Origin of the sequence: Empedobacter sp. UBA3475 (genome assembly GCF_002378465.1) — a bacterium.
Taxonomy (GTDB): Bacteria; Bacteroidota; Bacteroidia; order Flavobacteriales; family Weeksellaceae; genus Empedobacter; species Empedobacter falsenii_B.
This window is the reverse complement of record NZ_DFRA01000065.1, coordinates 71,447-97,035: the sequence shown is the minus strand read 5'-3', so window position 1 is coordinate 97,035 and position 25,589 is coordinate 71,447. Positions and strand designations below refer to the sequence as shown.

Annotated in this window: 23 protein-coding genes and 3 tRNA genes; 15 read left to right on the top strand and 11 right to left on the bottom strand. The window is 31.7% G+C overall.

Going from position 1 to position 25,589, the window contains the following annotated elements; all coding sequences use genetic code 11:
* The first annotated feature begins 112 nt into the window (after positions 1–112).
* Positions 113–3,235: a preprotein translocase subunit SecA gene (secA, locus tag B3I31_RS13570; protein ID WP_125350181.1), complete on the top strand. Its 3,123-nt coding sequence runs from the start codon at positions 113–115 to the stop codon at positions 3,233–3,235.
* Positions 3,236–3,349: 114 nt separating this feature from the next.
* Complete coding sequence (locus tag B3I31_RS13565) at positions 3,350–3,850, top strand: YqiA/YcfP family alpha/beta fold hydrolase (protein ID WP_280037347.1); 501 nt, start codon at positions 3,350–3,352, stop codon at positions 3,848–3,850.
* Positions 3,851–3,896: 46 nt separating this feature from the next.
* Here the strand turns inward: B3I31_RS13565 and B3I31_RS13560 are convergent, their stop codons facing one another.
* Together B3I31_RS13560 and B3I31_RS13555 are read right to left on the bottom strand one after the other, a co-directional pair.
* On the bottom strand, positions 3,897–5,255 hold the full coding sequence (locus B3I31_RS13560; RefSeq protein WP_219035144.1) for an acyl-CoA dehydrogenase family protein: 1,359 nt from the start codon (positions 5,253–5,255) through the stop codon (positions 3,897–3,899).
* A gap of 66 nt (positions 5,256–5,321) precedes the next feature.
* Positions 5,322–6,278 (bottom strand): NAD-dependent epimerase/dehydratase family protein, encoded by a 957-nt coding sequence (locus B3I31_RS13555; protein ID WP_219035143.1) that lies wholly within the window; start codon positions 6,276–6,278, stop codon positions 5,322–5,324.
* Between the two features lie 339 nt (positions 6,279–6,617).
* On the opposite strand from B3I31_RS13555, the gene B3I31_RS13550 reads away from it, so the two are divergent.
* The 9 genes from B3I31_RS13550 (at position 6,618) to B3I31_RS13510 (ending at position 16,924) form a co-directional block, all read left to right on the top strand.
* On the top strand, positions 6,618–8,639 hold the full coding sequence (locus B3I31_RS13550; RefSeq protein WP_286496203.1) for a M13 family metallopeptidase: 2,022 nt from the start codon (positions 6,618–6,620) through the stop codon (positions 8,637–8,639).
* 52 nt (positions 8,640–8,691) lie between these two features.
* Positions 8,692–8,976: a rhodanese-like domain-containing protein gene (locus B3I31_RS13545; RefSeq protein WP_038333764.1), complete on the top strand. Its 285-nt coding sequence runs from the start codon at positions 8,692–8,694 to the stop codon at positions 8,974–8,976.
* Positions 8,977–9,163: 187 nt separating this feature from the next.
* Positions 9,164–9,730: an RNA polymerase sigma factor gene (locus B3I31_RS13540; RefSeq protein WP_038333651.1), complete on the top strand. Its 567-nt coding sequence runs from the start codon at positions 9,164–9,166 to the stop codon at positions 9,728–9,730.
* Between the two features lies 1 nt (position 9,731).
* Positions 9,732–9,938, top strand: coding sequence for a hypothetical protein (locus tag B3I31_RS13535; RefSeq protein ID WP_038333652.1), 207 nt, complete (start codon positions 9,732–9,734; stop codon positions 9,936–9,938).
* Positions 9,939–9,953: 15 nt separating this feature from the next.
* Positions 9,954–10,772 carry a mechanosensitive ion channel family protein gene (locus B3I31_RS13530; protein ID WP_280050084.1) on the top strand — a complete coding sequence of 273 codons (819 nt, stop codon included), beginning with the start codon at positions 9,954–9,956 and terminating at the stop codon, positions 10,770–10,772.
* A gap of 311 nt (positions 10,773–11,083) precedes the next feature.
* A complete protein-coding gene (gene rpsO / locus B3I31_RS13525; RefSeq protein WP_038333654.1) occupies positions 11,084–11,353 on the top strand; it encodes a 30S ribosomal protein S15 in 270 nt (89 codons plus the stop codon).
* Positions 11,354–11,493: 140 nt separating this feature from the next.
* Positions 11,494–13,680 carry a polyribonucleotide nucleotidyltransferase gene (locus B3I31_RS13520; protein ID WP_038333655.1) on the top strand — a complete coding sequence of 729 codons (2,187 nt, stop codon included), beginning with the start codon at positions 11,494–11,496 and terminating at the stop codon, positions 13,678–13,680.
* A 251-nt stretch (positions 13,681–13,931) separates the two neighbouring features.
* Positions 13,932–16,094 carry a S46 family peptidase gene (locus B3I31_RS13515; protein ID WP_038333656.1) on the top strand — a complete coding sequence of 721 codons (2,163 nt, stop codon included), beginning with the start codon at positions 13,932–13,934 and terminating at the stop codon, positions 16,092–16,094.
* Positions 16,095–16,189: 95 nt separating this feature from the next.
* A complete protein-coding gene (locus B3I31_RS13510) occupies positions 16,190–16,924 on the top strand; it encodes an MBL fold metallo-hydrolase (protein ID WP_291088161.1) in 735 nt (244 codons plus the stop codon).
* A 65-nt stretch (positions 16,925–16,989) separates the two neighbouring features.
* Here the strand turns inward: B3I31_RS13510 and B3I31_RS13505 are convergent, their stop codons facing one another.
* The 9 genes from B3I31_RS13505 to B3I31_RS13465 all read right to left on the bottom strand — a co-directional run bounded on the left by B3I31_RS13505 (position 16,990) and on the right by B3I31_RS13465 (position 24,456).
* Positions 16,990–17,565 carry a hypothetical protein gene (locus B3I31_RS13505; protein ID WP_291059552.1) on the bottom strand — a complete coding sequence of 192 codons (576 nt, stop codon included), beginning with the start codon at positions 17,563–17,565 and terminating at the stop codon, positions 16,990–16,992.
* A gap of 143 nt (positions 17,566–17,708) precedes the next feature.
* Entirely contained in the window at positions 17,709–18,659 is a 951-nt protein-coding gene (locus B3I31_RS13500; protein ID WP_114999944.1) for an alpha/beta hydrolase, read from the bottom strand.
* Positions 18,660–18,717: 58 nt separating this feature from the next.
* Positions 18,718–18,945, bottom strand: coding sequence for a DUF6814 family protein (locus tag B3I31_RS13495; protein ID WP_291059549.1), 228 nt, complete (start codon positions 18,943–18,945; stop codon positions 18,718–18,720).
* A 14-nt stretch (positions 18,946–18,959) separates the two neighbouring features.
* Positions 18,960–20,492 carry an MFS transporter gene (locus B3I31_RS13490; protein ID WP_291059547.1) on the bottom strand — a complete coding sequence of 511 codons (1,533 nt, stop codon included), beginning with the start codon at positions 20,490–20,492 and terminating at the stop codon, positions 18,960–18,962.
* Between the two features lie 36 nt (positions 20,493–20,528).
* A complete protein-coding gene (locus tag B3I31_RS13485; RefSeq protein WP_291059545.1) occupies positions 20,529–21,761 on the bottom strand; it encodes a hypothetical protein in 1,233 nt (410 codons plus the stop codon).
* A gap of 428 nt (positions 21,762–22,189) precedes the next feature.
* Positions 22,190–22,756 carry a pentapeptide repeat-containing protein gene (locus tag B3I31_RS13480; RefSeq protein WP_180906343.1) on the bottom strand — a complete coding sequence of 189 codons (567 nt, stop codon included), beginning with the start codon at positions 22,754–22,756 and terminating at the stop codon, positions 22,190–22,192.
* A gap of 3 nt (positions 22,757–22,759) precedes the next feature.
* A complete protein-coding gene (locus tag B3I31_RS13475; protein WP_180906344.1) occupies positions 22,760–23,008 on the bottom strand; it encodes a hypothetical protein in 249 nt (82 codons plus the stop codon).
* 2 nt (positions 23,009–23,010) lie between these two features.
* Positions 23,011–23,385: a VOC family protein gene (locus B3I31_RS13470; RefSeq protein ID WP_038333665.1), complete on the bottom strand. Its 375-nt coding sequence runs from the start codon at positions 23,383–23,385 to the stop codon at positions 23,011–23,013.
* Positions 23,386–23,541: 156 nt separating this feature from the next.
* The gene (locus B3I31_RS13465) at positions 23,542–24,456 is read right to left on the bottom strand and encodes an N-acetylmuramoyl-L-alanine amidase (protein ID WP_114999956.1); all 915 of its coding nucleotides are present in this window, start codon (positions 24,454–24,456) and stop codon (positions 23,542–23,544) included.
* Positions 24,457–24,601: 145 nt separating this feature from the next.
* Here B3I31_RS13465 and B3I31_RS13460 point away from each other — a divergent pair.
* From B3I31_RS13460 to B3I31_RS13445, 4 genes are all read left to right on the top strand, one after another.
* Positions 24,602–24,685: transfer RNA gene (locus tag B3I31_RS13460), tRNA-Ser, on the top strand.
* 30 nt (positions 24,686–24,715) lie between these two features.
* Positions 24,716–24,790 (top strand) — tRNA-Pro (locus tag B3I31_RS13455).
* A gap of 27 nt (positions 24,791–24,817) precedes the next feature.
* Positions 24,818–24,891 (top strand) — tRNA-Arg (locus B3I31_RS13450).
* 149 nt (positions 24,892–25,040) lie between these two features.
* A complete protein-coding gene (locus B3I31_RS13445; RefSeq protein WP_180906354.1) occupies positions 25,041–25,346 on the top strand; it encodes a hypothetical protein in 306 nt (101 codons plus the stop codon).
* The last annotated feature ends 243 nt before the right edge of the window (positions 25,347–25,589 follow it).

Sequence of the window (25,589 nt, the reverse complement as noted above, 5' to 3'; positions counted from 1 at the left end):
ATTGGGGCTTTTTTCGATTCTATAATCTATAACTAACATAGTTAACGTATATTTGCATCTTAATTAGTCTCAAATATATTGTGGCTAATTTTGACGAAGAACGCAGAAAAATATGAATATTTTAAACAAAATTTTACAAGGTTTCTTAGGTGATAAGAATGCCAAAGATGTAAAAGAATTACGAAAATATGTTGACTTAGCGAATGAAGCTGGTCAAAAGCTTAGTTCATTATCAATTGATGAATTAAGAGGGCAAACTTTAGAGTTTAAAGCTAAATTAGCTGATGCGACTAAAGATTTCAAAACTCAAATTGAAGAGTTAAAAAAACAAGTTGAGGAAACAGAAGATTTTGGTGTAAAAGAAGATTTATACGCTAAAATTGATAAAATCAATAAAGAAGCATACGAAGTAGAAGAGAAGATTTTATTAGAAATCTTACCAGAAGCTTTTGCTGTAATGCGCGAAACAGGGAAACGTTTTACTGAAAACGAAACGTTAGAAGTTACAGCTTCTGAGTTTGATAAAGTTTTGGTAAATCGTGGACACGATTTCGTTTCTCTTAAAGATGATAATACTGCAATCTGGAAAAACTCTTGGGATGCAGCAGGTCGTCAAGTAACATGGGATATGTCTCATTACGATGTTCAGTTTATTGGAGGTACCGCTTTACACTTAGGTCGTATTGCGGAGATGCAAACAGGGGAAGGTAAAACGTTGGTTGCAACTTTACCTATTTACTTAAATGCACTAACTGGTCGTGGAGTTCACTTAGTAACGGTGAATGATTACTTGGCAAAACGTGATATGGCGTGGATGCGTCCAATTTTCTCTTTTCATGGTTTATCAGTAGATTGTATCGATAATCACCAACCAAACTCTCCAGGTCGTCGCGATGCGTATGCATCTGATATTGTTTATGGAACAAATAACGAATTTGGTTTCGACTATTTACGTGACAATATGGCAAATACACCAGATGCTTTGGTACAACGTGAATTAAATTTTGCGATTGTCGATGAGGTCGATTCAGTTTTAATTGATGATGCTCGTACACCATTGATTATTTCTGGTCCAGTTCCACAAGGAGATCGTCACGAATTTGATGTATTAAGACCAAAAATTGATCGTTTATATCAAATGCAACGTGAGATGTTAGGAAAAACATTAAACGAAGCAAAAACATTATTCAAACAAGGAGATTTAAAAGAAGGTGGTTTCAAATTATACCAAGTTTACCGTGGTTTACCAAAATACAAACCATTAATCAAATTCTTATCTCAAGATGGTATTCGTGCTCAATTACAAAAAACAGAAGCGCATTTTATTCAGGATAATAACCGTGAAATGCCAAAAGTTGACGAGCATTTATACTTTGTTATTGATGAAAAACAAAATCAATCAGATTTAACAGATAAAGGAATCGAGTATTTGTCTAAAGGAATGGAAGATGAGAATTTCTTCATTTTACCAGATGTTTCGACAAATATTGGAGCAATTGAAAATTCAGGAAAAACTAAAGAAGAAATTCTTCAAATGAAAGAAGAATTTTTCCGTGATTTCTCAATCAAATCTGAGCGTATCCATACTTTAAGCCAATTGTTAAAAGCATATACATTATTCGAAAAAGATATCGAGTATGTTGTGGTTGAAGGTGAAGTAAAAATCGTTGACGAATCGACAGGTCGTATTATGGATGGTCGTCGTTATTCGGATGGATTGCACCAAGCAATTGAAGCGAAAGAGAATGTAAAAATTGAAGCAGCTACACAAACGTTTGCGACAATTACATTACAAAACTATTTCCGTATGTACAATAAGTTAGGAGGTATGACTGGTACAGCGGAAACTGAGGCAGGTGAGTTCTGGGAAATTTACAAATTAGATGTTGTTTCTATTCCAACAAACCGCCCAATTTTACGTAACGATAAAAACGATATTGTTTTCAAAACAAATCGTGAAAAATATAAAGCAGTAATCGAGGAAATTGTTCGTTTATCTCAAGATGACAAACGTCCAGTTTTAGTTGGAACAACTAATGTTGAGATTTCTGAGTTATTATCAAAAGCATTAAAATTACGTGGAATTAATCACAATGTTTTAAATGCAAAATTACACAAAAGCGAGGCTGATATTGTAACAGAAGCTGGTAAACCAGGAGCTGTAACAATTGCAACGAATATGGCTGGTCGTGGTACCGATATTAAATTAACGAAAGAAGTAAAAGAATCTGGAGGTTTAGCAATTATTGGTACTGAACGTCACGATTCTCGTCGTGTAGACCGTCAGTTACGTGGTCGTGCTGGTCGTCAAGGAGATCCAGGATCATCTCAATTCTTCGTTTCATTAGAAGATTCATTAATGCGTTTATTCGGTTCAGAAAGAATTGCAAAATTAATGGACCGTATGGGACACAAAGATGGTGATGTGATTGAACATTCTATGATTACAAAATCTATCGAGCGTGCACAGAAAAAAGTAGAAGAAAATAACTTCGGTATTCGTAAACGTTTGTTAGAGTATGATGATGTAATGAATAAACAACGTGAAGTAATTTACAAACGTCGTCACAATGCATTGTTCGGAGATCGTTTGGAAGTTGATATTGCAAATATGATTTATGATGTTGCGGCTTCTGTTGTAAAATCTAACAAAGATTTCGAAGATTTTGATCAATATGAATTAGATTTAATTAAATTCTTTACAATGGGAACTCCTGTTACTGAAGATGAATTTAGATCTAAATCAATCAAAGATTTAACAAATATTACGTACGACGCAGCAATTGAAGATTACAAAGCACGTATGAAATATGTTGCAGAAACAGCTTTCCCAGTAATTTCGAATGTTTTCGAGAATCAAGGACATATGTTCTCTCGTATTCAAGTACCATTTACAGACGGAATTCGTCAAATGACAGTTGTTTGTGATTTGAAAGAAGCATACGAATCTCAAGGTAAAACTTTAATAAAAGATTTCGAAAAATCAGTTGTATTAAGTTTGATTGATGATAACTGGAAAGAGCATTTACGTGATGTTGATGACTTACGTAAAACGTCTCAAAATGCGGTTTACGAACAAAAAGATCCATTGGTTGTTTACAAACAAGAGTCTTTCCATATCTTCCAAAGAATGTTAGACACAGTGAACAAAGAAATTATTTCGTTCTTGTTCAAAGGAGAATTACCAAATACTCAAAAAGAAGAATCTGTAGAGGAAACTGAATCAGTAAACTAAAAAGATTTTTTTATATAACTTTAACCCTTTCTGAAATTTTCTGAAAGGGTTTTTTAGTATTTTTACATTAACTACTGAAAGTTTTCAGTATCAAATTATTAAAATTTTAAACAAATGAAATTTGCATACTTACACGGCTACCAAGGTTTTGTAACAGATGAAAAGAGAGAATATTTAGATTCTTTGGGAGAATGTTATGCACCATCAATTGATTACGATAATGCTCCAACTTTGATTCAAGATTTGATTGAACATTTTACAAAGGAACCAATCGAATTTATTGCAGGGACAAGTTTAGGCGGAATGATAAGTTATTATTTGGGATTATTGTTAAATGTTCCAGTTTTGATGTTTAATCCTGCTGTAATAGCGGTAGAACGTTTAAAACCTTTTTTGCCAGAACAATTATTAAAAGGAGTTCCAACAAAATCAAATTTAATTTTTACAGGATTAAAAGATGATGTGATCGAACCAAAATTTCAGATTGAATTTGTAGAAAATCTTCAAAAACAAAACGGAAATATCGAACAGATTTTTGATGCTGAAATGACACATTTAATCACATTAGAAGAATTCGAAAAAGCTTTTGAAACTTTTTTGGAGAACAAAAAGTAGATAAAAAATCCCAATAAATTAATTTATTGGGATTTTTAAATTTTATTTATACAAACGCGCTAAATCCTGTGATAGATCGACCTACAATAAGCGAATTGATTTCTTTTGTGCCTTCGTAGCTGTAAATGGCTTCGGAGTCGGCAACAAAACGAGCGACGTCATGCTCTAATAATATTCCATTTCCGCCCATTACTTCTCGTGCTCGTGAAACGACATCGCGTGTTCTCATTGTACAAAAAACTTTAGCTAAAGATGCGTGTTCGTCTAGTAAAATTCCCTCGTCTTGCATTTCAGATAAGCGAAAAACTAAAGTTTGCATTGCTGTTAAATTAGATAACATTTCTACCAAATGTCCTTGTATCATTTGAAAAGAAGCAATTGGTTTTCCAAATTGTTTTCGATTTCGAGTGTAATCCAAAGCGCTTTCATATGCTCCACGAGCGCATCCAGTTGCCATCCAAGCAACTCCAGCTCTCGTCATTCGCAATACTTTTGCCGTGTCTTTAAATGAATTAGCATTTTGTAAACGATTTTCTTCTGTAATTAAACAATCTTTCAGAGTAATCAAGCCATTCTGAACAATTCGTAAAGCCATTTTTCCTTTAATTTTTTCTACAGAAAAGCCAGGATTATTATTCTCGACAATAAAACCTTTTACTTCACCATCATCTAAATCCCTTGCCCAAATAATCACTAAATCTGCAAAAGTCGCATTTCCAATCCATTTCTTTTGACCGTTTAAAATCCAACCTTCTTCTGTTTTTTTACACGTTGTTGTTAAACCTCCTGCCGCACCAGAACCAACTTCGGGTTCAGTTAATCCAAAAGCTCCAACTTTATCAAATTTTTGCATTTGTGGTAACCATTTTGCTTTTTGTTCTTCCGATCCACACATATAAATTGATCCCATAGACAAACCAGATTGTACGCCAAAAAAAGTTGCAATCGAAGCATCTACACGAGCCATTTCCATAGCCAAAACGCCTTCCATAATAAAAGGTAAATTTGGACAACCATAACCATCATAAGTGACGCCACAAATGTTGAGTTCTTTAAATTTTGGAATTAATTCAAAAGGAAATTGATCGCGAAGCCAATAATCATTAACAATTGGTTTAACTTCTTTTTCCATAAAAGCTCTTACTTTTAATTGTAATTCACGCTGTTCTGGAGTTAAAGTGTGAAAAACATCGTAGAAATCACCATCAATTGGAGGAAGTTCTTTGTGTTTTTTATTTGGATTTAACATTTTCATCATTCCTTGAAGTTGTTTATCATCAAGTTTAGAAAAGTTTTCCATTAAAAGAGGTAAATCTACTTTTTGAGAAATTTTATTTAATTGCTCTAAATTAACAGATTTTAGTAGATGGACGATATTTTTTAAATTAGAAAATGCTCCTGACATATTTTGTGGTTTTTTAACCAAAAATTATCAAAGAGCATTCCTAAAATATTGTATTGTAAGAAAAAATTAAGCTTTACCTAATTTTATTTTCAAATTGTCTAACATTGTAGTTGTCATTTTATCGATATCAAATTTTGGTTCAAATCCCCAATCTGCTTTTGCAACAGAATCATCGATAGAAGACGGCCAAGAATCTGCAATAGCTTGACGGAAATCTGGTGCATAATCGATTGTGAAATTTGGAATATGTTTTTTGATTTCTGCTGCTAAATGTTCTGGTGCGAAGCTTAAACCTCCTAAATTATAAGATTTAAATTCACCTAATTGTTTTGGATCAGCAGACATTAATTCAATAATGGCATTTATTGCATCATCCATATACAACATTGGTAAATAAGTTCCTTCTTTCAAGAAAGAAGTATATTTTCCATCTTCAATTGCTTTGTAATAAATATCAACTGCATAATCTGTAGTTCCACCTCCAGCAGGAGTTTTCCAAGAAATAAGACCAGGAAAGCGAACAGAACGAACGTCTACATTATGATTTTGTTGGTACCATTTGCACCAATATTCTCCTGACAATTTGGAAATGCCATAAACTGTAGAAGGAGTTTGAATTGTATTTTGTGGTGTATTGTCTTTTGGTGTATCTGGACCAAAAACACCAATAGAAGAAGGCCAAAAGATTTTATCGATTACTTTATCTTTCGCTAATTCAAGGAAAGTAAGCAAAGTGTCCATGTTTAATTTCCAACCAAACATTGGATTTTTTTCAGCTGTACCAGAAAGTAGAGCCGCTAAATGATAAACAGTTTTAATATTGTGTTTTGCAATGACTTCTTTTATTCGATCAGCATCCATTACGTCAATTACTTCGTAAATTCCGTCGTAATCAACATCTTTAGGATCACGTATATCAGAAATAATTACATTATTTTTTCCATGAATGGTTTTTAATTTCTCAGCCAATTCAGAACCAATTTGTCCTAAAGCGCCGGTGATCAAAATCGTATTGGTTTCCATCTTAAAAAGTTACTTTTGTTTGGTTCCAAATTTAAAGATTTTCTATTGAATATGGATATAGTAAAATAATATTTAGATATTAATAAAGAAATCGATTGTTTTTTGTTAAATATATAAATATGGAATGATATATATAGAAAAATTTTCTGTTTTAATAAGCTTTTTACAATATAAAATATCTTAAATGATAAAGAGTTTTGGTTTGAAAGTTTTAAAAATGTTAATCTTCCTCTTCAAAAGTGTCAAAAATTGCACGAATAATTAATACTTTATTTAGTAAATTTGTAACAAAGGTCGTATTAATTTCGACATATCATATCAAAAATACTTAGTAGAAATATGAAAAAACAACTATTTGTTGCTGCATTTGCATGTACTTCTGTTTTAGCAATTGCGCAAGAATCATATCAGGCTTTTAATCCAAATTATATGGATAAGTCTGTTCGTCCACAAGATGATTTATATAATTATGTAAATGGTAATTGGATGAAAATTACAGAAATTCCATCTGATAGAGCAAGATGGGGAAGTTTCGATGAATTGAGAGAGAATACAGATAAGGTTTCTTTGAAATTGGTAAAAGATTTATTGAATAATAAATATGCTCAAGATTCTAATGAACAAAAAATTTCTGACTTATACTCAGCTTACACAAACATGGAAGCTAGAAATAAAACAGGAATTGCTCCAATTCAGAAATATTTTAAGCAAATTGATGCAATCAAAAATTTGACAGATTTACAAGCGTATTTAACAGAAGTTACTCCAATTGGAGAGAATCCATTTTATGGTGTTTCTGTTTATACTGATATGAAAAATAGTACGCAAAATGCTGTTTATTTAGGAAGTGTTGGATTAACTTTAGGTAAAACATATTACCAAAAAGAGGATGCCAAAAATACTGAAACTTTAGCTAACTTAAATCAATATATCGATCAAGTTTTTCCTTTTACAGGATCTAAAACTCGTGATTTAAAAGGACCAAAAATTGTTGCTTTCGAGAAAATGATGGCAAAATATATCAAAACTGTTGAAGAAAGCCGTGATCCAAATAAATCTTATAATTTAGTAACATTATCGGAAGCAGGAGCTTTTTCTAAGAATGTTGATGTAGTGAAGTTTGTAAAGTCTTTCGGAATTAATCCTGACAAAGTAATCATCCGTGAATTAGATTATTACAAAAATTTAGATAAAATCATAAATCAAGAGAATTTACCAATCATCAAAGATTATTTGAAATTCAAATTGATTGATTCTTTTTCTAATTCTTCTACAACTGAATTAGAAAAAATTAATTTTGACTTCTATGGTAAAAAATTATCTGGTCAAAAAGAACAAAGAGCTTTAGATAAAAGAGGTTTGGCTTATGTAAATGGAACAGTTGGTGAGTTATTAGGACAAATTTATGTGAAAGATAATTTTCCACCAGAGGCAAAAGCAAAAGCGCAAGAATTGATTAGTTATTTATTTAAATCGTTTGATATGCACATCAATAATTTAGAGTGGATGTCAAAGGATACAAAAGTAAAAGCAATTGAAAAGTTAAATAAATTTACGGTTAAAATTGGTTACCCTGATAAATGGAAAGATTATTCAGGATTTAAAGTTAAATCAATTAAAAATGGAGGATCTTTAATTGAAAATAATTTAGCTTACAGTCAATGGAGATTCCAAGATAATTTGAAAGATTTTGGAAAACCAGTAGATAAAACACGTTGGGGAATGTCTCCACAAACAGTTAATGCTTATTTTAATCCAACAAATAACGAAATTGTATTCCCAGCAGCAATTTTACAAGCACCATTCTATGATTATAGAGCAGATGCAGCTGTAAACTTTGGAGGAATTGGAGCAGTTATTGGTCACGAAATTTCTCATGGATTTGATGATTCGGGAGCTAAATTTGACGGAGATGGAAATTTAGTGAACTGGTGGACACCTCAAGATGAAGAAAAATTTAAAGCAGCAACAGGTGCTTTAGCAAGACAATATGATGCTTACGAACCAGTAGCAGGAACACATGTAAATGGAATTTTTACATCTGGAGAAAATATTGGAGATTTAGGAGGAGCTTCTGTTGCTTTTGATGCTTTGCAAATGTATTTAAAAGATAAAGGAACTTACGGAAACATAGATGGATATACTCCGCAACAACGTTTCTTCTTATCTTGGGCAACTATTTGGAGAACAAAAGCGACTGACGAAGCTTTAGTAAATCAAGTGAAAACAGATCCACATTCTCCTGGATATTACCGTTCTTTTGGACCAATCGTTAATATTGATGCGTTCCACGATGCGTTTAAAACAAAACCAGGAGATAAATTGTACAAAGCACCAAAAGACCGTATTAGAATTTGGTAAGATGCTTGGCAAAATTATTGATTGGATAAAAAATAGAAATAGAATTATTAAAATGACAACAGTTGAAGCAATAAACAATGCTAATGTAACATTAGTGGATGTTCGTGAGCCTTTTGAATTGGATACAGATGGATTTGTTCCAAATGCAATCAATATTCCATTAGGAGAAGTTCCTACAAGAGTAGAGGAATTTAAAGCAATGTCAAGACCTATAGTAGTTTTTTGTAGAAGCGGTAACCGTTCAGGTCAAGCTGCACAATATTTGCAAGCGCAAGGTGTAGACGAAATTTTTAATGGAGGAGGTTTTCAAGATGTCTTAGATGTTTTGGAGAAATAATTCGTAATTAATTATTATTCATAAAAAACCGATAAATTTTTATTTGTCGGTTTTTTTTTGTATATTATTGTATTTTAAATAGATATTCGATTAAATTAAAATTATTTAATTTTTTTTGATAAAAAAAGCTAAAAAAATGAGTGACCAAATAAGAATAGGTGTGTCATATTAAATGTAAGCAGTTAAAATGTCAAAAGATTCTATAGAAAATATTGCAGATGACATTTTGGTGTATAAGATTGTCGAAACAAAAAATCAGCATTTGTTCGGTATATTGTATGATAGGTATGCACATACGGTATATAATAAATGTTTGAGTTTTGTAGAGGATCAAGCTGAGGCACAAGATATGACGCACGATATATTTGTAAAGTTGTTTGTAAAACTGAAAACATATCAATCAAAATCTAAATTCTCTACTTGGTTATATTCTTTTACATATAATTTTTGTGTCAATCATGTGCAACGAAAGATAAAAGAAGAAAGAAAAAATTATTCGGTAACGGATGATTTGGTTGATAACTATAATGATGAAATTATTGATGACAAAGAAATTTTTGAATTAAAAATCGAAAAACTAACGCAGTCCCTAAAGGAGTTGGATGTCGAAGAGAAATCTATATTACTCATGAAATATCAAGATGAATTTTCAATCAAAGAAATTTCAGAAACTTTAGAGATTGGAGAAAGTGCAACTAAGATGAGATTGAATAGAGCAAAAAATCGTTTACTAAAAATTTATAACGCTTTGTAAAATGGAAAATCCTTTTAAGACTATACTAGCCAATGAAAAGCTTCCAGAAACAATAAAACAAAAAGTTATGGATGATGTTGCTTTAATAAAATTATCGTTGGAGGTAGCCGATTTGGTTTCAGTAAAATATCCAAGCACAATTGGAAATTTCTTCGGAATCGGAAAAAAATCAACTAACAAACCGAACAAAAAAGATAAAGAAGGTTAACTATAAATAGATTATATGAATATAGGTTTAAATTTTAGCTTGTTAGAAAGTTTATATCAAGAAATGGTACTCGTTTTTCCTAAAGTTGTAGGAGGTATTATATTCATTATCCTGTCATATATCTTGCTAAGATTGATTCTAATATTGACTAAGTACATATTAAAATTATCTAAGATAGATAAATTAAAAAATGCTTTAAACAACAGTGAAGCGTTGAAAAACTCCTCTATTGAAATAGATCCTTCTAAGATTATTTTACAATTTGTACGATTGTTTATTATTTTGTTAATCATTATTATAGGATCTGATATTTTTGGATTAACAGTCGTTTCTAACCAAATAGGAAGAATTGTAGATTATCTGCCACAATTTTTTAGTGCAGTGTTAATATTTGCTGGAGGATTTTATTTGGCTAACTATATCAAAACTTTTTTAAGAAGTTTAATTAAATCAATTGATTTAAACGGAGCAAATATTATTAGTAATATCATTTTTTATATCATCCTTATTTTTACGATAATTACTTCATTAAATCAAGCAGGTGTTAATACAGAGCTAATTACAAATAATCTGTCATTAATTTTAGGATCAATATTTTTGACATTGGCAATTGCATTTGGATTAGGTTCTAAAGATATTATTTATAGATTATTATTGTCGTTTTACACAAATAGGAATTTTGAAATTGGACAAAAAGTAATCATAGAAGATGAGACAAAAGGCGTGATAATTGCAATTAATAATATATGTATGACAATACAAACAGAAAATGAAAAAATTGTGTATCCGATAAAAGTTATCACGAATAAAAAAATACGAATTATAGAAGATTAATCTTACCTACCCAAACCTATTTTTAATAATTATTAACCAACCTATTAATTACTTATTAAAAAACTAAGCCGACTTTTAACCTACCAACCAAAAATCGTGAAAGCAAGTCTTTTACAACTAACAAACCTATCTGATTTAGTAGAAATTAAAACATCACTTTCTATTATCTATCTAAATCAAACTAAACCAAATTTTTAAAAAGTGACCGAATTAACCAATCGGTCACTTTTATTTTTGTACAAAGTTTATTATTTCATATAATAGTTGTACATTTGCACCTCATTACATAATAATTATTAAATAATATTGGCATGTACTTAACATCAGAAGTAAAAAGCGAATTATTCGCAAAGCATGGTAAATCTGCAACAGATACAGGATCTGCAGAAGGGCAAATCGCATTATTCACTTACAGAATTAACCACTTAACTGGTCACTTGAAAAAAAATCACAAAGATTTTAATACAGAAAGATCATTAGTTATGTTAGTTGGTAAGCGTAAAGCGTTATTAAACTACTTAAAGAAAAAAGATATCACAAGATACCGTGCGATTATCGCTGAATTAGGATTACGTAAGTAATTTTAAACACAATATAAAAGGGCAATTACGTAGAAATTGCCTTTTTTTTTGTTATAAATTAAAATAAGATATTTATCTTTATATAATGCAGTTAAAGCAAACGGCTTTAACTTTAGACGAATTAAATACTAAGAAGACGAATGATTCCACAGGCGATCACAGAAAAAATTACTCTTTCAGACGGAAGAGAAATTACAATCGAAACAGGGAAATTAGCAAAACAAGCTGACGGATCTGTGGTTGTACGCATGGGCGACACCATGTTATTAGCTACAGTTGTAGCAAACAAAGAAGCAAATCCAGGTGTAGATTTTTTACCTTTAACAGTAGATTATAGAGAAAAATTTTACGCTGCAGGACGCATCCCAGGGAATTTCTTCAGAAGAGAAGCAAAACCATCAGATGATGAAGTATTAACAATGCGTCTTGTAGACCGTGTTTTACGCCCAATGTTTCCAGAAGACTTTCATGCTGAGGTTCAGGTCATGATCTCACTTATTTCTTACGACAAAAATGTAATGCCAGAAGCTTTAGCTGGTTTAGCTGCATCAGCAGCCATTGCAATTACAGATATTCCTTTCACATTAATTTCAGAAGCTCGCGTTATTCGTTTGAATGGTGAGTTAATGATTAATCCTTCAAAAGAACAATTAGACCAAGCAGATATCGACATTATGGTTGGTGCTTCTAAAGATTCTGTTGTAATGGTAGAAGGGGAGATGAGCGAAATTTCTGAACGTGAAATGTTAGACGCAATTGAATTTGCTCATGCTGAGATTAAAAAACAAATTGAAGCACAAGAAAGTTTAGCAGCGAAAGTAGGTAAATCTTTACCAAAACGTGAATATAGCCACGAAACACACGACGAAGAAATTCGCGAAAAAGTATGGGCTTATGGATATGATAAATTTTATGATATCGCTAAACACCCATCTGATAAACACGAAAGAGGTGATAAATTTGCTCAAGTTGAAGCAGATTTCTTAGCTCAATACGAAGGAGATGAAGAAGAGTTAGCTCGTGTAACTCCTTTTGCTCACATTTACTTCCACGATGTACAAAAAGAAGCTGTACGTCAATTAATCTTAAACGAAGGAATTCGTTTAGATGGACGTGATCCAAAAACGATTCGTCCAATTTGGACAGAAGTTGATTATTTACCATCAACTCATGGTTCTGCAATCTTCACACGTGGGGAAACTCAAGCATTAGCTACAGTAACTTTAGGTTCTTCTAAAGATGCTAATATGGTTGATGGAGTTGTAACAAACTTCGACGAAAAATTCTTTTTACACTATAATTTCCCTCCATTCTCAACAGGTGAAGCTCGTCCATTAAGAGGAACTTCTCGTCGTGAAGTTGGTCACGGAAACTTAGCACAACGTGCTTTAGCGCAAATGTTACCTGACGATTGTCCTTATACAGTTCGTATTGTTTCTGAAGTATTAGAATCTAACGGTTCTTCTTCTATGGCAACAGTTTGTGCAGGAACATTAGCAATTATGGACTCTGGTTTACAAATGAAGAAACCAGTTTCAGGTATTGCAATGGGGTTAATCACAGATACTAAATCAGGGAAATTTACAGTATTGTCTGATATCTTAGGAGATGAAGATCACTTAGGAGATATGGACTTTAAAGTAACAGGAACTGCAGACGGTATCACAGCTTGTCAAATGGATATTAAAGTACAAGGTTTATCTATGGAAATCATGGAAACAGCTTTGTTACAAGCAAAAGAAGGTCGTGAGCACATTTTAGGTAAATTATTAGAAACTTTACCAGCACCTCGTCCACAATTGAAACCAAATGCACCAAAAGTTGTTGTAATTGAAATTCCTAAAGAATTCATTGGAGCAGTAATCGGACCTGGAGGAAAAGTAATTCAAGAAATGCAAAAAGAAACTGAAACAGTTATTGCAATTACTGAGTTAGATACAACAGGACGTGTAGAAATCAATGGTGTGATTCAAGAAAACATCGATCGTGTTGTAGAAAGAATCAAACAAATTGCTTTCGTTCCAGAAGTTGGTGAAACATATCATTCAGTTGTAAAATCTATCAAACCATTTGGAGCGTTTGTAGAGATTGCAAAAGGAGTTGAAGGTTTAGTTCACATTTCTGAATTAGAGCACAGACGTCTTGAAAAAGTTGAAGATTCTGTAAACATCGGTGATAAAATTGATGTTAAATTCTTAGGTTACGATGATAAAAAGAAAATGAAATTATCTCGTAAAGCTTTGTTGCCAAAACCAGAGAGAACAGAAAAACCTGCTAAATCAGCAGAGAAAAAAGAGGATAAACCTCAAGATAATAAAGAAGCTTAATTAAGTTTTGATATAAAGTAAAAAGTCCGAGATTTTCTCGGATTTTTTTGTTCTATAAAACCAATCATAACCTAAAGTAGATTAATGATTTTAATTTTTACTTTCACGATTCAAATTTTGTGTTAATTAAATAAAAATAATCTTTTTTTAACAATAAAACCTCAGTAAAACTTTATTAAATACTTAAAGATTAGGAGAACTTCAGATAATCAATTATTTTAGCAATTCGTAAAATTGAAGACAAACAAATAATGAAAAAATTTTTATTATCCACGCTTTTAGTGGTTATGCTTTTTCCTTTTAAAGTGAAAGCTGACGAAGGAATGTGGTTTTTGATGTTCATCGAGCGTCTGAATCACCGTGATATGCAAAAACAAGGTTTACAATTAACTTCAGAAGAAATTTATAGTATCAACAATAACTCTTTAAAAGATGCTATTGTACAATTTGGTGGTGGATGTACTGCTGAAATGGTTTCTGGACAAGGTTTAGTTTTGACAAATCACCACTGTGGTTATGGTGCTATTGCTGAATTATCTGCTCCAGAACATGATTACTTAAAAGATGGTTTTTGGGCGAAAGATAAAGCTGCTGAGTTAAAACCAAAAAGCTTAAAAGTACGTTTCTTCGTTCGTATGGATGATGTTTCTAAACGTATTTTAGGTGTTGTAAATGATAAAATGTCTGAGTTAGATCGTGAAAAAGCGATTAACCAAGAGATTGCAAAAATTGAAAAAGAGAACAGTGAAAACGGAAAATATGTTGTTTCTGTTCGTTCATTCTTCCAAGGAAATGAATATTACTATTTTGTTTACCAAGACTATGAGGATGTACGTTTAGTAGGAACACCTCCAAGTTCTATTGGAAAATATGGTGGAGATACAGATAACTGGGAATGGCCACGTCACACAGGAGATTTCTCTATGTTCCGCGTATATGGTGACAAAGATGGAAATCCTGCAGCTTATTCTACAAGCAATGTTCCGTTGCAACCAAAACATCATTTACCAGTTTCTTTAAAAGGATATCAACCAAATGATTTCGCTATGATTTTAGGTTATCCAGGTCGTACAAATCGTTGGATGCCAGCGCAAGGTGTTGCTCAAAATGTAGAGTACGCTTATCCTGCATGGGTTGAAGCTTCTAAAGTGACAATGGATCAAATGAAAAAATATATGGAGCAAAATCAAAAAGTAAATATTGATTATGCTTCTAAATATGCTGGAGTTGCGAACTATTGGAAAAATCGTGATGGAATGATCGAAGCTTTAAAACTTCACGGAACTGTTGCGAAGAAAACAAAAGAAGAAGAAAAATTCAATAAATGGGCTCAAAAAGGAGCAAACAAAGCCGAATATGGTGATGTTGTTTCGAATTTGAATAATTATTATGCGAAAACAAATTTAGATGCTCGTCATAACAATTACATCAACATTTTATTGCGTTACTCAACTTTAGCAAGTGCGCCATATTCTATTGGAAAAGCATTAGAAAACTATGCAGCAGCGAATGATGCAAAACGTGATGAAATGCGTCCGAAAATTCAGAATGCAATCAATGCATATTACGAAAAAATGTATTTACCTTTAGAAAAAGATTTATTGGCTGCTCAATTAAATCTTTATGCTTCTAAAGCGAGCGAAGCTGGTTTAGCGCCTTATGTTGCTGATTTAGCGAAGCAAAATAACAAGAACTTTACAGCTTATGTAAATGATGCTGTTGAAAGAAGTTTCTTCGCTGATCAAAAACAAGTTGAGAATTTCTTAATTTCTCCAGATGTAGAAGTCTTGAAAAAAGATCCTTTATATGTTTTGTCAAATGCTTTAGTAGAAAGAGCTTCTAAGCAAACTGATGAACAAGCAAAATTGAATGATGTTTATTCTAAAAACTTCCGTTTATTGGTAAAAGGTTTACGTGAGTCTAAAATCGGAAATATTTTATATCCAGATGCTAACTCTACGTTACGTTTAACTTACGGTTCTATCCAAAATTTACCAAAAAGTACAAATCCAAAACGTCAACCAGATGTTGCTTCTAACTACTTTACAACATTAGAAGGTACAGTTGCAAAACACATCGCAGGTGACGAAGAATTCGAAAATCCACAACGTTTATTAGATTTAGCGAAAGCCAAAGATTATGGACAATATGGAGATAAAGATGGATATTTACACGTAAATTTCTTATCAAATAATGACATTACAGGTGGTAACTCAGGTTCTCCAGTAATGAATGGTAAAGGTGAATTAATCGGTATTGCATTTGACGGAAACATTGAAGCAATGGCTGGTGACGTTATCTTTGATCCTAAATTACAACGTACGATTTCTGTAGATATTCGTTATGTTTTATGGGTTGTTGATAAATTTGCTGGAGCAAAACACATCGTTGATGAAATGACAATTGTAAAATAAGATTTGAATCATAATATTTTTAAGGCTTCCTATTTTGGAAGCCTTTTTTTGTGGAAAAAATCTAAACGAATTACCTTTGTAAAAAATAGAACTAAATGAAAGTTATTTCTCTTTTAGAAGGTGTTTTTCATGTTGATGCGAAAAAAGAGTTTCATTATTTAAGTGATGATGTAGATGTAAAACGTCCAACAGATGGTTATAATTTGATTGTTCGTCCGTTTTTGATACAAATTGGAGAGGATAATATTTTGATTGATTGTGGTTTCGGAACTGAAATAGATTGTGAACCAATAATTTTAAGGAAATTGCGCGAACATAATATTAATCCAAATCAAATCACTAAAGTATTGATTTCACATTTACATAAAGATCATATCAACGGAATTGGAAATTGGGTAGGTGATCAGTTTGTATGTAATTTTCCTGAAGCAAAAATTTATATTCAACAACGCGAATATGATTATGCGGTTGCTCAAACAAATAATTCTTATAATTATGATCGTTTAGAAAAGTTGAAATCATTCAAAAATATTATATGGATGAATGAGGAAAATTCTGGTTTTATTTCAGAAAATATTCAATTTGAAGTTACCGGTGGACACGTTCCTTTTCAACAAGTTTTTTGGATCAAAAATGATAAAGATATTGTTTTCTATGGTGCAGATAATTTGCCTCAACTTAATTATTTTAGATATCATGCAGCTTTCAAAAATGATGTTGACGGTGTAAAAGCGATGGAAGATCGTGTGCGTTGGGAAGAAAAAGCAAAAGAAGAACATTGGAAAATACTTTTCTATCACGGAAAAAGAACAGATATAAAACAATTTTAGAAATTATATTATAAATAAAAAGCCTCGCATTTGCAAGGCTTTTTGTATTTGAATTATATTTCAGTTTAATTATGTCCCAAATAAATTTGGAAACCAACTGCTAATCCCAAACCGTTTTGAGCTTGAGCATTTGCTAAATTAGATTTAGAATAATTGTACCCAACCATTCCTTCTAAAGCTACATTTCTAGAAACGAAGTGTGCATAACCTGCGTTAATTCCGAAACCGAAAGAAGTATCAGAAACTCCACCGCTTTTAGCTCCAGTTATGCCTACTTCACCTTGTCCAAAGAAACGTCCTGTAGAACTTGCTCCTTCAGGAAAATAGTAACGAGCAAATGGCATTAATTTATATTGGTAAATGTTATCTCCATCTTTTACAGTTTGTAAGCCAAAACCAGTTGTAAGACCAATTGCAAATCCATCAGAAACAAAATATCCAGCTTGAGGATTTAAGTTAATGTTAAAGTTTTCTCCTTCAAAAGAGTAACCTAAAGATCCAATAGAACCTCCTACTAACCAATTACCTTGTTTGATCGGTGTAGAACCTACGTTAGCAGATGTTTGAGGTGTTTTAATTTCTTGTGCAAATGCTGAAGTTGCAAATACTGCGAGCACTAATGTTAAAAATACTTTTTTCATAATTTGTTGATTTTAAATTGTGAATGACACAAATTATGCCAAAACTATTCGAATAGTGTTAACGTTTTATCGATATTTTTTTCTGATTTCGTCAAAAGGATTATTGAAAAATGAATTTTTAGAGGTGAAATAAATTAAAAATTTTATCTATTAAGATTTATATTCAACCAATTTTTTATTATCTGAAAAGTTTCATTTTTTTGTTCAATCCAAGGAAAATGTCCTGCATGATCGATTAAAAATAAATCTGAATTTTGAAGATATTCATGAAGTTTTTCGACTTTTTTCGGAGGATTATTTGTATCAAATTTTCCATTAATAATTAAAATTGGAATTGTAATTTGATTGAATTTTTCTTGATAGATGAGATATTTATCAATATTTTGTTCAGTCGTATATGGATTAATTTGATTAGGAATTTCTTTTCGTTTCCCAATTTTTTGGATGGAGTCGTAATAAGGTTTTACTTTTTCGAAAGTTTCTTGATTGTAGCACCACCATTTTATCGGAGAATAAGATAAATCTCGACCAGAAGCATCTGTTTTAGTGTTATTTTTTAGCATATAATCCCAGTCATCTACAACTTGTTTGAACCACTTTTCGGTATTTTTTCGTTTAGTTTCGAAGATATTTCGATCATTCATCATTTCATCAAAATTATTGATAAATCCAGTTCCAGAAAGAATCAAACCATCTAAGTGCTCAGGATAATCTACAGCATATTGCAAAGCAATCGCACTTTGATCTGAATGTCCAAACAGCCAAATTTGATCTATATTCAATTTTTTTCTTAGTTCGTCAATTTCCTTTACGAGATGCGAATCTTGGTATTCTTCGTAAGATTTTGGCGTTTCGGAACGTCCAATTCCACGGGAATTATAGTAGACAACTGTAAAATATTTTTCTAAAGGTTGTAAAGAGTTTTCGTATGCAATTTTCCCAGAAGTAGGATGCCCAACAATTAGAACGGGACCTTTTCCTTTTATCGTATATTCTATATTATACTTGTCAATTTTTTCATAATAATTTCCTTCTCTAATCGAATTAGAACAAGAAGAAAATAGAATGAATAAAATAATAATAAGTCGTTGCATCATATTCTAAAATACAAAAAAATCCCCAACATATGTTGAGGATTTCGTGTATAGTTTTTTACATTTTGTCTTCGTTATATTCGCCGAGTAATGCGTAATAGCCAAAAAGAGCCATTCCAATAACTATAATTGGTGTAAGGACAAATAGAATAATAATTCCGAATACTAAATCATCTTGAGAGCCTGATGATAATTTTGGAATTCCAAATTCCATGATACAAAAGTAGGCTACAACAAGTGATAATGCGATCCAAACGATTCCTAATATTTTTTTAATTGCTTCCATTTTTAATAGTTTTTTTAGTTAACATTTCTGTCTTTATTACTGATATAAATTGCTCCGATGATAAAACAAACAGCTGCAATTCCAATTGGATACCAAAGACCTTCTAAGTAAAACTGCGGATCTCCGTTGTTTTTGGCATTTGTTACCAAATAAGTAGAAACAGCAGGTAAAAGACCTCCAAAAATTCCGTTTCCTACGTGATAAGGTAAGGACATCGATGTATATCTAATTTTAACAGGGAACATCTCTACTAAGAACGCAGCAATTGGACCATAAACCATTGTGATAAAAATAATTTGAATCCAAATTAATCCAACTAATTTCCATTTATCACCACTATTAATATGTGTCGATTTTTTTACAATTTCACTTACTTTTCCATCTACAATTTTTGCTTGACCATTTTCTAGATGACGCGTTGTAACTTGTTTGTAAGTTGTGCCATCTGTAAATGATTTTTGAATTGTATAAATAGAATCAGATTTTTCGTCAACATTTTTGATTTCAGCTTTTTCAATTGTTTGTGCTGCAATTACTTCTTTATTTTCAAGATTTGTTGTTTGATACATTGATTCGTATATTGGTCGATACGAGAATACAGCGACAATCATTCCGATTAGCATCACCCATTTTCGACCAACTTTATCACTCAACCATCCAAAGAACACAAAGAAAGGTGTACCAAATAATAAAGCAATTCCTAACAAAGAATCTACTTGATCAGATTCTACATTCATCACCGTTTTCATGTAGCTCATTGAGTAAAACTGACCTGTATACCACACAACTCCTTGTCCCATTACAGCTCCAAAAAGTGCTAATAAAACGAATTTCATGTTGTAACGATTCCCAAAAGATTCTTTCAAAGGATTTTTAGAAGTTGTTCCTTCATCTTTTGCTTTTTTGAAAGCTGGCGATTCGTCCATATTTTTACGAATCAAGTATGAAACGTAAACCATCAAGATTGATAAAATAAATGGAACTCTCCATCCCCAAAGGTCAAATTGTTCTTCTGATAATAATGTTTTCGTCAATAAAATAACAATTAACGAAACAAATAAACCAACAGTTGCAGTGGTTTGTATCCAAGAAGTCCAATATCCTCTTTCTCCGTCTGGTGCGTGTTCTGCTACGTATGTTGCAGCACCTCCATATTCGCCTCCAAGTGCTAAACCTTGTAATAAACGTAAGATTAATACTAATAAAGGTGCGATAAACCCAATTGATTCGTAAGATGGAATACATCCTATTAAAAAAGTTGCTCCTCCCATTAATACTAAAGTTGCCATAAACGTATATTTACGACCAATAATGTCTCCTAATCGACCAAAGAATAATGCACCAAATGGACGTACAACAAATCCAGCAGCAAATGTTGCTAAGGTTGATAAAAAGGCAGCTGTAGGATTGTCAGCTGGGAAAAATTTAGTAGAAATTACAACAGCTAAACTTCCAAAAATAAAGAAGTCATACCATTCAATTAGCGTTCCCATCGAGGAAGCACCAATCACTTTCCAGATTGTTTTTTTGTTAGCAGTTTCGCTCATAAATAATGTGTTTTTGTGTTAATTCTTGTGTGTTTTTTATAATAATATCATTGCTTGTATTGTTATCATGTCATCCATGTGTTTGGGTTGATCGAAAGATTTTTGATATTCGACAGAAATTTTAGCATTCTGACCATCAATGTACCAGTTTCCACCTAATTTTAATTCGTTTGCAGGTTTCACTAAACCTTTGAAATCTCTGTAAGAATATCCAACATACGGCTGAATTCTATTGCGGAATTTTCCTTCGCCTTCTTTGATGTTTTTAGGCAATAAATACCCAACATGTCCAGAAAACTGATTTCCATCTCCTACAACATTCCCTTGTACATAATTTTCGCCCATGTCAGAGTTTTGATATTTCGCATAAGCTGTTATCGAAGAAGATTTTCCGATTGGCGCATCATAAAAAGCATCAACTGCAAGATGAGTCACATTTTCTCCAATCAAATTATCATTTTCTTTTTTGACAATTGCATTACTCTGATTGAAAAATCCTGCTCCGATATTGAATACTTTTTTAGTTCCTAAATAGGTTCCAACGCGATAAGGTAAGGCATTCGATTCTTGATCTAAGAATTGATAATCAAAATAACCTGAAACGGCATATTTACCTTCTCCAAGTATCGCTTTTCCTAAATATTTTTCTTGTCCGTTTTGTAAAACTGTCGAAGAGTTTCCGTCCAAAGTATTCGTAATAGCATCACTTAATGCTAAACGATAATTTAGTTTTCCAATTCGCCCTTTTGCAAACATTCCCAAATGATTTGAAAATTGATCAGACAAACCAAGTGTAGACCAGTCAGCTCTGTTATTGTCTAGTGTCAACATATTGATAGAACCTTGACCATTTCCACGAGAAATTCCACCAAAATTGTGAACTCCAGCACCAATTGCTAAATTGTTCGTTACCTTATATTGTAAAAACATTTCATGCAAGAAAAACGATACATCTGTACTTTTTCCCATCGGAGAAAGGTTATTATCATAGATTCCATTTGCACCAAAATGTGTTAAAATCATAAATCGATCATTGATTTGCGAATAAGCAAGAACACGCGCTCGTTTGATAGAAAATCCATCATTGACGTGTTTTCCTTCGTAATCCTGAAACCAAGTTTGTCCCCAAAGAATAAATCGAACATATTTACTTCCTTCTGGATTTAATTTAACGACCAAACCGCCATCATATTCAGAAGCGTATTGAGCCTTTAATTCCGTGGCTCCAAAAGTGGATAGTAGAGTAAGTGCGAAAAAAAATTTTTTCATTTTTAATAAATGGTGTTAGTTGTACATTATTTGTGATTTTGTGTTGACTTAGTAAATAGACTTAAGTTTAACTAAAATAATGTATTGAAAAATAATAATGCTTTTTTTGATAAAGAATTTCTTTTTTATTTTATTAGTGTAAATAATACGCTAACAATTTTTTTAATTTCTTAAAAAAATGTCAAGAAAAGTTTTAAGTTGATAATCTGAGTTGGATTTATTTCAGAAAATTTATCAAAAAAAGATGCAATAATAATCTTATTATTTATTAAATCAAGAAATAATTATTGACAAATTGATAAAATATAGAAGTAATTTATTCTAAAATGTTATGATTTAGTAAAATATAATCTGTGATTATTTATTCTGATTAGAATAGTATAAGTAAAAAGCATAAAAAAGGTTTCGATTTTGTTCGAAACCTTTTTTTAATTTATTGTAATTCTAAGATAATCTAATAATCCAACACAATTTTCTTTGGAAAACTGCGCGCCTTTCAATTGATTATCATTCGGATTTATCGTGAAATTATAAGCCGTTTTGAAGTTGGCTTGCTTTAAATTGGTCTGATAGAAAATGGTGTGAGCCAAATTACAATTCATAAAATAAGCTTGACTAAGATCTGCGAAAGAAAATTCTACATTTTGTAAAGAACAATTGCTAAACTTTGTCTTTTTTAGCGGTAATTCATAAAAAGATGAGTCGTTTAACGTACAATTTTCAAATGAAATGCTTAACCCAAATTTGTTCGAATTTTCGAGATTAAAACCTATCATTTTACAATTCATAAACTCAACTTGCTGAAAGCTTGTGTTTTCTAAAGTTACATTACTCAAATTACATTCGATAAATTGACATTGAATAAATTTGATATCGCTTAAATCTAATCCATTCAAATCACAATTTATAAACTCGCAATTCTCGTATTCACCAGATATATTTTGATTTTCTGAGAAATTAATTTGTTCAAATTTTTCTTCGAAATGATAATCCATAAGTTATTTTTTTACGATTAAGTTTCTTAAGGCTAACCAGAAAATCATCACAATCATGTCAATATAAATAGTAACTTTTAGTTGATCGATTTGCGAACAAAGATTTTTTCCTGTTACAGTAGAAATACAAGTGTCAACTCCGTCGGTTTCATATTTTATACTAACCATAGTGTTAATAATCATGTAAAAAACAATTGGAATAATAAGAATAATTATCGCTAAAATAATGTTGTAATATCGTTTTGAGATCATAATTAATCTTCGAATGTAACTTCTATTTCTTGTCCAAATTGTAAGATATAACCATTGTTGTCGTAGATTGCAAACTCGCGCATATCCCATTCAAAGGTCTCAATTTCATATACAACTTCGCAATCATCTTTTACTTGATTCCACAACTCGTCTACGTTGTCTACAACAAAATAAAAAGAACCTGTGAAATTAGCTCGTTCAAAATCTGCTCCTTCATTTGGATAAGCCAACATAATTTCTACATCGTCTTTTTGCAAGCAAGCCCAAATCCAATCTTCATTTTGATCAGCAATCTTAAATCCTAATTTTTTATAGAATTTTGTTGTTTTTTGTAAATCTTTCGTCCAAATAATTGGGCGCAAACTTTTAAAAGCCATGTTATATTATTTTGGATAAAATTACTTCAATTTTTCTTAACTCTCAATTCCATTTTTAATGAAAATTAAGCTATTTATTCATATTATTTTACTGAAAGTTTATTCCATAAAAAACTCCTAACACGTAGGAGTTTCATACTATAAATCAAAATTGATTTATGGATTATATTTTTTGTTTAATGCTTTCAAGATTGCCCAAGTTTCAGCATCTACAACTCCATCGTATTTTTCTGGACGGAAATGCATCTGAAATGCCACAATTGCATTTTTTGTTTGCGCGTCTATCATTCCATTTGTAGGAACGTTGTACCCATATTTCTTAAGATCAGTTTGCACTTGTGTGATAAAAACGGAACTTGTTGTATCCCAAGGATATTGTTGCATAAATACATACTTGTCTGTATCATCGTACCAAGCACCAACACCGTAATCTGTATATAATTTTTTCCAAGGGAAAAGTGGACCCGGATCTGGTTTTCTTCCTGGCGCAACATCAGAATGCCCAATTACATTAAAAGGAGAAATATTATAACGTTTTACAATATCTTGTGTCAATTCACCTACTTTTTTGATTTGATAATCTGGATAAGGCGTGTAATTTGGATAAGCATCCGTTCCTTTGTTTCCAAGATTAACGATTTCGATACCAATAGAAGAAAAGTTTATATTATCCAATCCTTTCCAACTACTAACACCTGCATGCCATGCACGTTTTGTTTCGTCAACTAAAAGATTAATTGTTTTGTCATCATAATCATTTACCAAATAATGTGCACTTACATCTTTCTGAGTCAATACTTTTAACGATAACTCTGTGTTGATTGCTGTGTAGTGTAACACTAAAAATCGTACACGTTCATCTTGCGAAATAGATGGATAATAATCTGTTGTCACCTTGTACTTGTCGAGTTTTGCAGCTCGAGTCATTTCCGGTTGATCTGTTTTTGAATTGATAATGACTGTGTCACGAATTACTTTTGTAATTGTTTTTGGTGGAACTGTTTTAGTTGCACAACTAGCCAAAATAAAAAAACAAGAAATTGCCGAAAATACTAATCCTTTAAAATTCATTCTTTTAGTTCTAAATAGTCTTTTGAATAGCCAAAATTAAGCCAAATAATTTAATTTTTTTTCTAAAAAGACTTGTTTTGCAATAAAAGTCAATATATATTTGCAACCGCTTTATGAGACTAATCAGTCTTATTTTTAAAAGTTAGGAGAGGTGCCAGAGCGGTAATGGAGCAGATTGCTAATCTGTCATCGGGAAACCGATGCCAGGGTTCGAGTCCCTGTCTCTCCGCTTTTTTAAAGCTAGAAATAAAACACCACTCGGGGTGTAGCGTAGCCCGGTCATCGCGCCTGCTTTGGGAGCAGGAGGTCGCAGGTTCGAATCCTGCCACCCCGACGAATTTTAGTAATAGAATTTTGGATTGGTCCAGTAGCTCAGCTGGATAGAGCAACTGCCTTCTAAGCAGTAGGTCTCAGGTTCGAATCCTGACTGGATCACAATCTAAAGAAAACCCATACTGATTATCAGTATGGGTTTTTTATTTATTACTGCTTCAATACAATCAAATTTTAAGCAAAATTGTAAATCACTATTTTCAGTGAGATGCTTTCTGTAAAGTTTACTTATTTTTATTCAAATAAATTGTATGAATCAGCCAACCAAAATCAACATATCAAGAGTATTTATAGGATTGACAATATTCTTCTTTCTATGCTTTATTGTTATGTATAGTATTGATGGAACTGAAATAGCAAGAAATCAAAATTTTATGTTCGATTTTATAGCTATTACTGGATTTGGGTCTTTTATTTTATGTCCACTTTTTTCAGTAATATCCATTATTTTTAACTATAAAAATAGGATATTATATCTTGTATTACTTTTAAGTTTTATTCCTTTTTTTGGAATTTTAAAACTATTTGAAGGTGCTAATTTCGGAGGAAGTTTTTAATAAATTTTCGTCTTTTATTGATTTTTCAAAAAACGAAGATTCATAAAGATACTAAAAAGTTAGAATAATTATAAAAAAAACATTTTTTGTGTCCGTATTTGTCCTATCATTATTTATTCAATTAGTAAAAAGAAAAATTCTTTTTTATGCCTCTATTTATCATCGTTTTGAGCGATATGAATTTTTAGTTGTTTTTTAGTTTGTTCGATTGTTGTTCGACCATTCTTCGACCGTTGTTCGACG

Excerpts from the sequence above, each read along its gene's own strand:
- B3I31_RS13475 (WP_180906344.1), bottom strand. The coding sequence starts at position 23,008 with ATGATCTCAAAACGATATTACAACATTATTTTAGCGATAATTATTCTT.
- B3I31_RS13520 (WP_038333655.1), top strand. The coding sequence starts at position 11,494 with ATGATTCCACAGGCGATCACAGAAAAAATTACTCTTTCAGACGGAAGA.
- B3I31_RS13565 (WP_280037347.1), top strand. The coding sequence starts at position 3,350 with ATGAAATTTGCATACTTACACGGCTACCAAGGTTTTGTAACAGATGAA.
- B3I31_RS13555 (WP_219035143.1), bottom strand. The coding sequence starts at position 6,278 with ATGGAAACCAATACGATTTTGATCACCGGCGCTTTAGGACAAATTGGT.
- B3I31_RS13500 (WP_114999944.1), bottom strand. The coding sequence starts at position 18,659 with ATGCAACGACTTATTATTATTTTATTCATTCTATTTTCTTCTTGTTCT.
- B3I31_RS13495 (WP_291059549.1), bottom strand. The coding sequence starts at position 18,945 with ATGGAAGCAATTAAAAAAATATTAGGAATCGTTTGGATCGCATTATCA.
- B3I31_RS13535 (WP_038333652.1), top strand. The coding sequence starts at position 9,732 with ATGGAAAATCCTTTTAAGACTATACTAGCCAATGAAAAGCTTCCAGAA.
- rpsO (WP_038333654.1), top strand. The coding sequence starts at position 11,084 with ATGTACTTAACATCAGAAGTAAAAAGCGAATTATTCGCAAAGCATGGT.
- B3I31_RS13445 (WP_180906354.1), top strand. The coding sequence starts at position 25,041 with ATGAATCAGCCAACCAAAATCAACATATCAAGAGTATTTATAGGATTG.
- secA (WP_125350181.1), top strand. The coding sequence starts at position 113 with ATGAATATTTTAAACAAAATTTTACAAGGTTTCTTAGGTGATAAGAAT.
- B3I31_RS13530 (WP_280050084.1), top strand. The coding sequence starts at position 9,954 with ATGAATATAGGTTTAAATTTTAGCTTGTTAGAAAGTTTATATCAAGAA.
- B3I31_RS13510 (WP_291088161.1), top strand. The coding sequence starts at position 16,190 with ATGAAAGTTATTTCTCTTTTAGAAGGTGTTTTTCATGTTGATGCGAAA.
- B3I31_RS13480 (WP_180906343.1), bottom strand. The coding sequence starts at position 22,756 with ATGGATTATCATTTCGAAGAAAAATTTGAACAAATTAATTTCTCAGAA.
- B3I31_RS13540 (WP_038333651.1), top strand. The coding sequence starts at position 9,164 with ATGTCAAAAGATTCTATAGAAAATATTGCAGATGACATTTTGGTGTAT.
- B3I31_RS13485 (WP_291059545.1), bottom strand. The coding sequence starts at position 21,761 with ATGAAAAAATTTTTTTTCGCACTTACTCTACTATCCACTTTTGGAGCC.
- B3I31_RS13550 (WP_286496203.1), top strand. The coding sequence starts at position 6,618 with ATGAAAAAACAACTATTTGTTGCTGCATTTGCATGTACTTCTGTTTTA.
- B3I31_RS13560 (WP_219035144.1), bottom strand. The coding sequence starts at position 5,255 with ATGTCAGGAGCATTTTCTAATTTAAAAAATATCGTCCATCTACTAAAA.
- B3I31_RS13505 (WP_291059552.1), bottom strand. The coding sequence starts at position 17,565 with ATGAAAAAAGTATTTTTAACATTAGTGCTCGCAGTATTTGCAACTTCA.
- B3I31_RS13490 (WP_291059547.1), bottom strand. The coding sequence starts at position 20,492 with ATGAGCGAAACTGCTAACAAAAAAACAATCTGGAAAGTGATTGGTGCT.
- B3I31_RS13545 (WP_038333764.1), top strand. The coding sequence starts at position 8,692 with ATGACAACAGTTGAAGCAATAAACAATGCTAATGTAACATTAGTGGAT.
- B3I31_RS13515 (WP_038333656.1), top strand. The coding sequence starts at position 13,932 with ATGAAAAAATTTTTATTATCCACGCTTTTAGTGGTTATGCTTTTTCCT.
- B3I31_RS13465 (WP_114999956.1), bottom strand. The coding sequence starts at position 24,456 with ATGAATTTTAAAGGATTAGTATTTTCGGCAATTTCTTGTTTTTTTATT.
- B3I31_RS13470 (WP_038333665.1), bottom strand. The coding sequence starts at position 23,385 with ATGGCTTTTAAAAGTTTGCGCCCAATTATTTGGACGAAAGATTTACAA.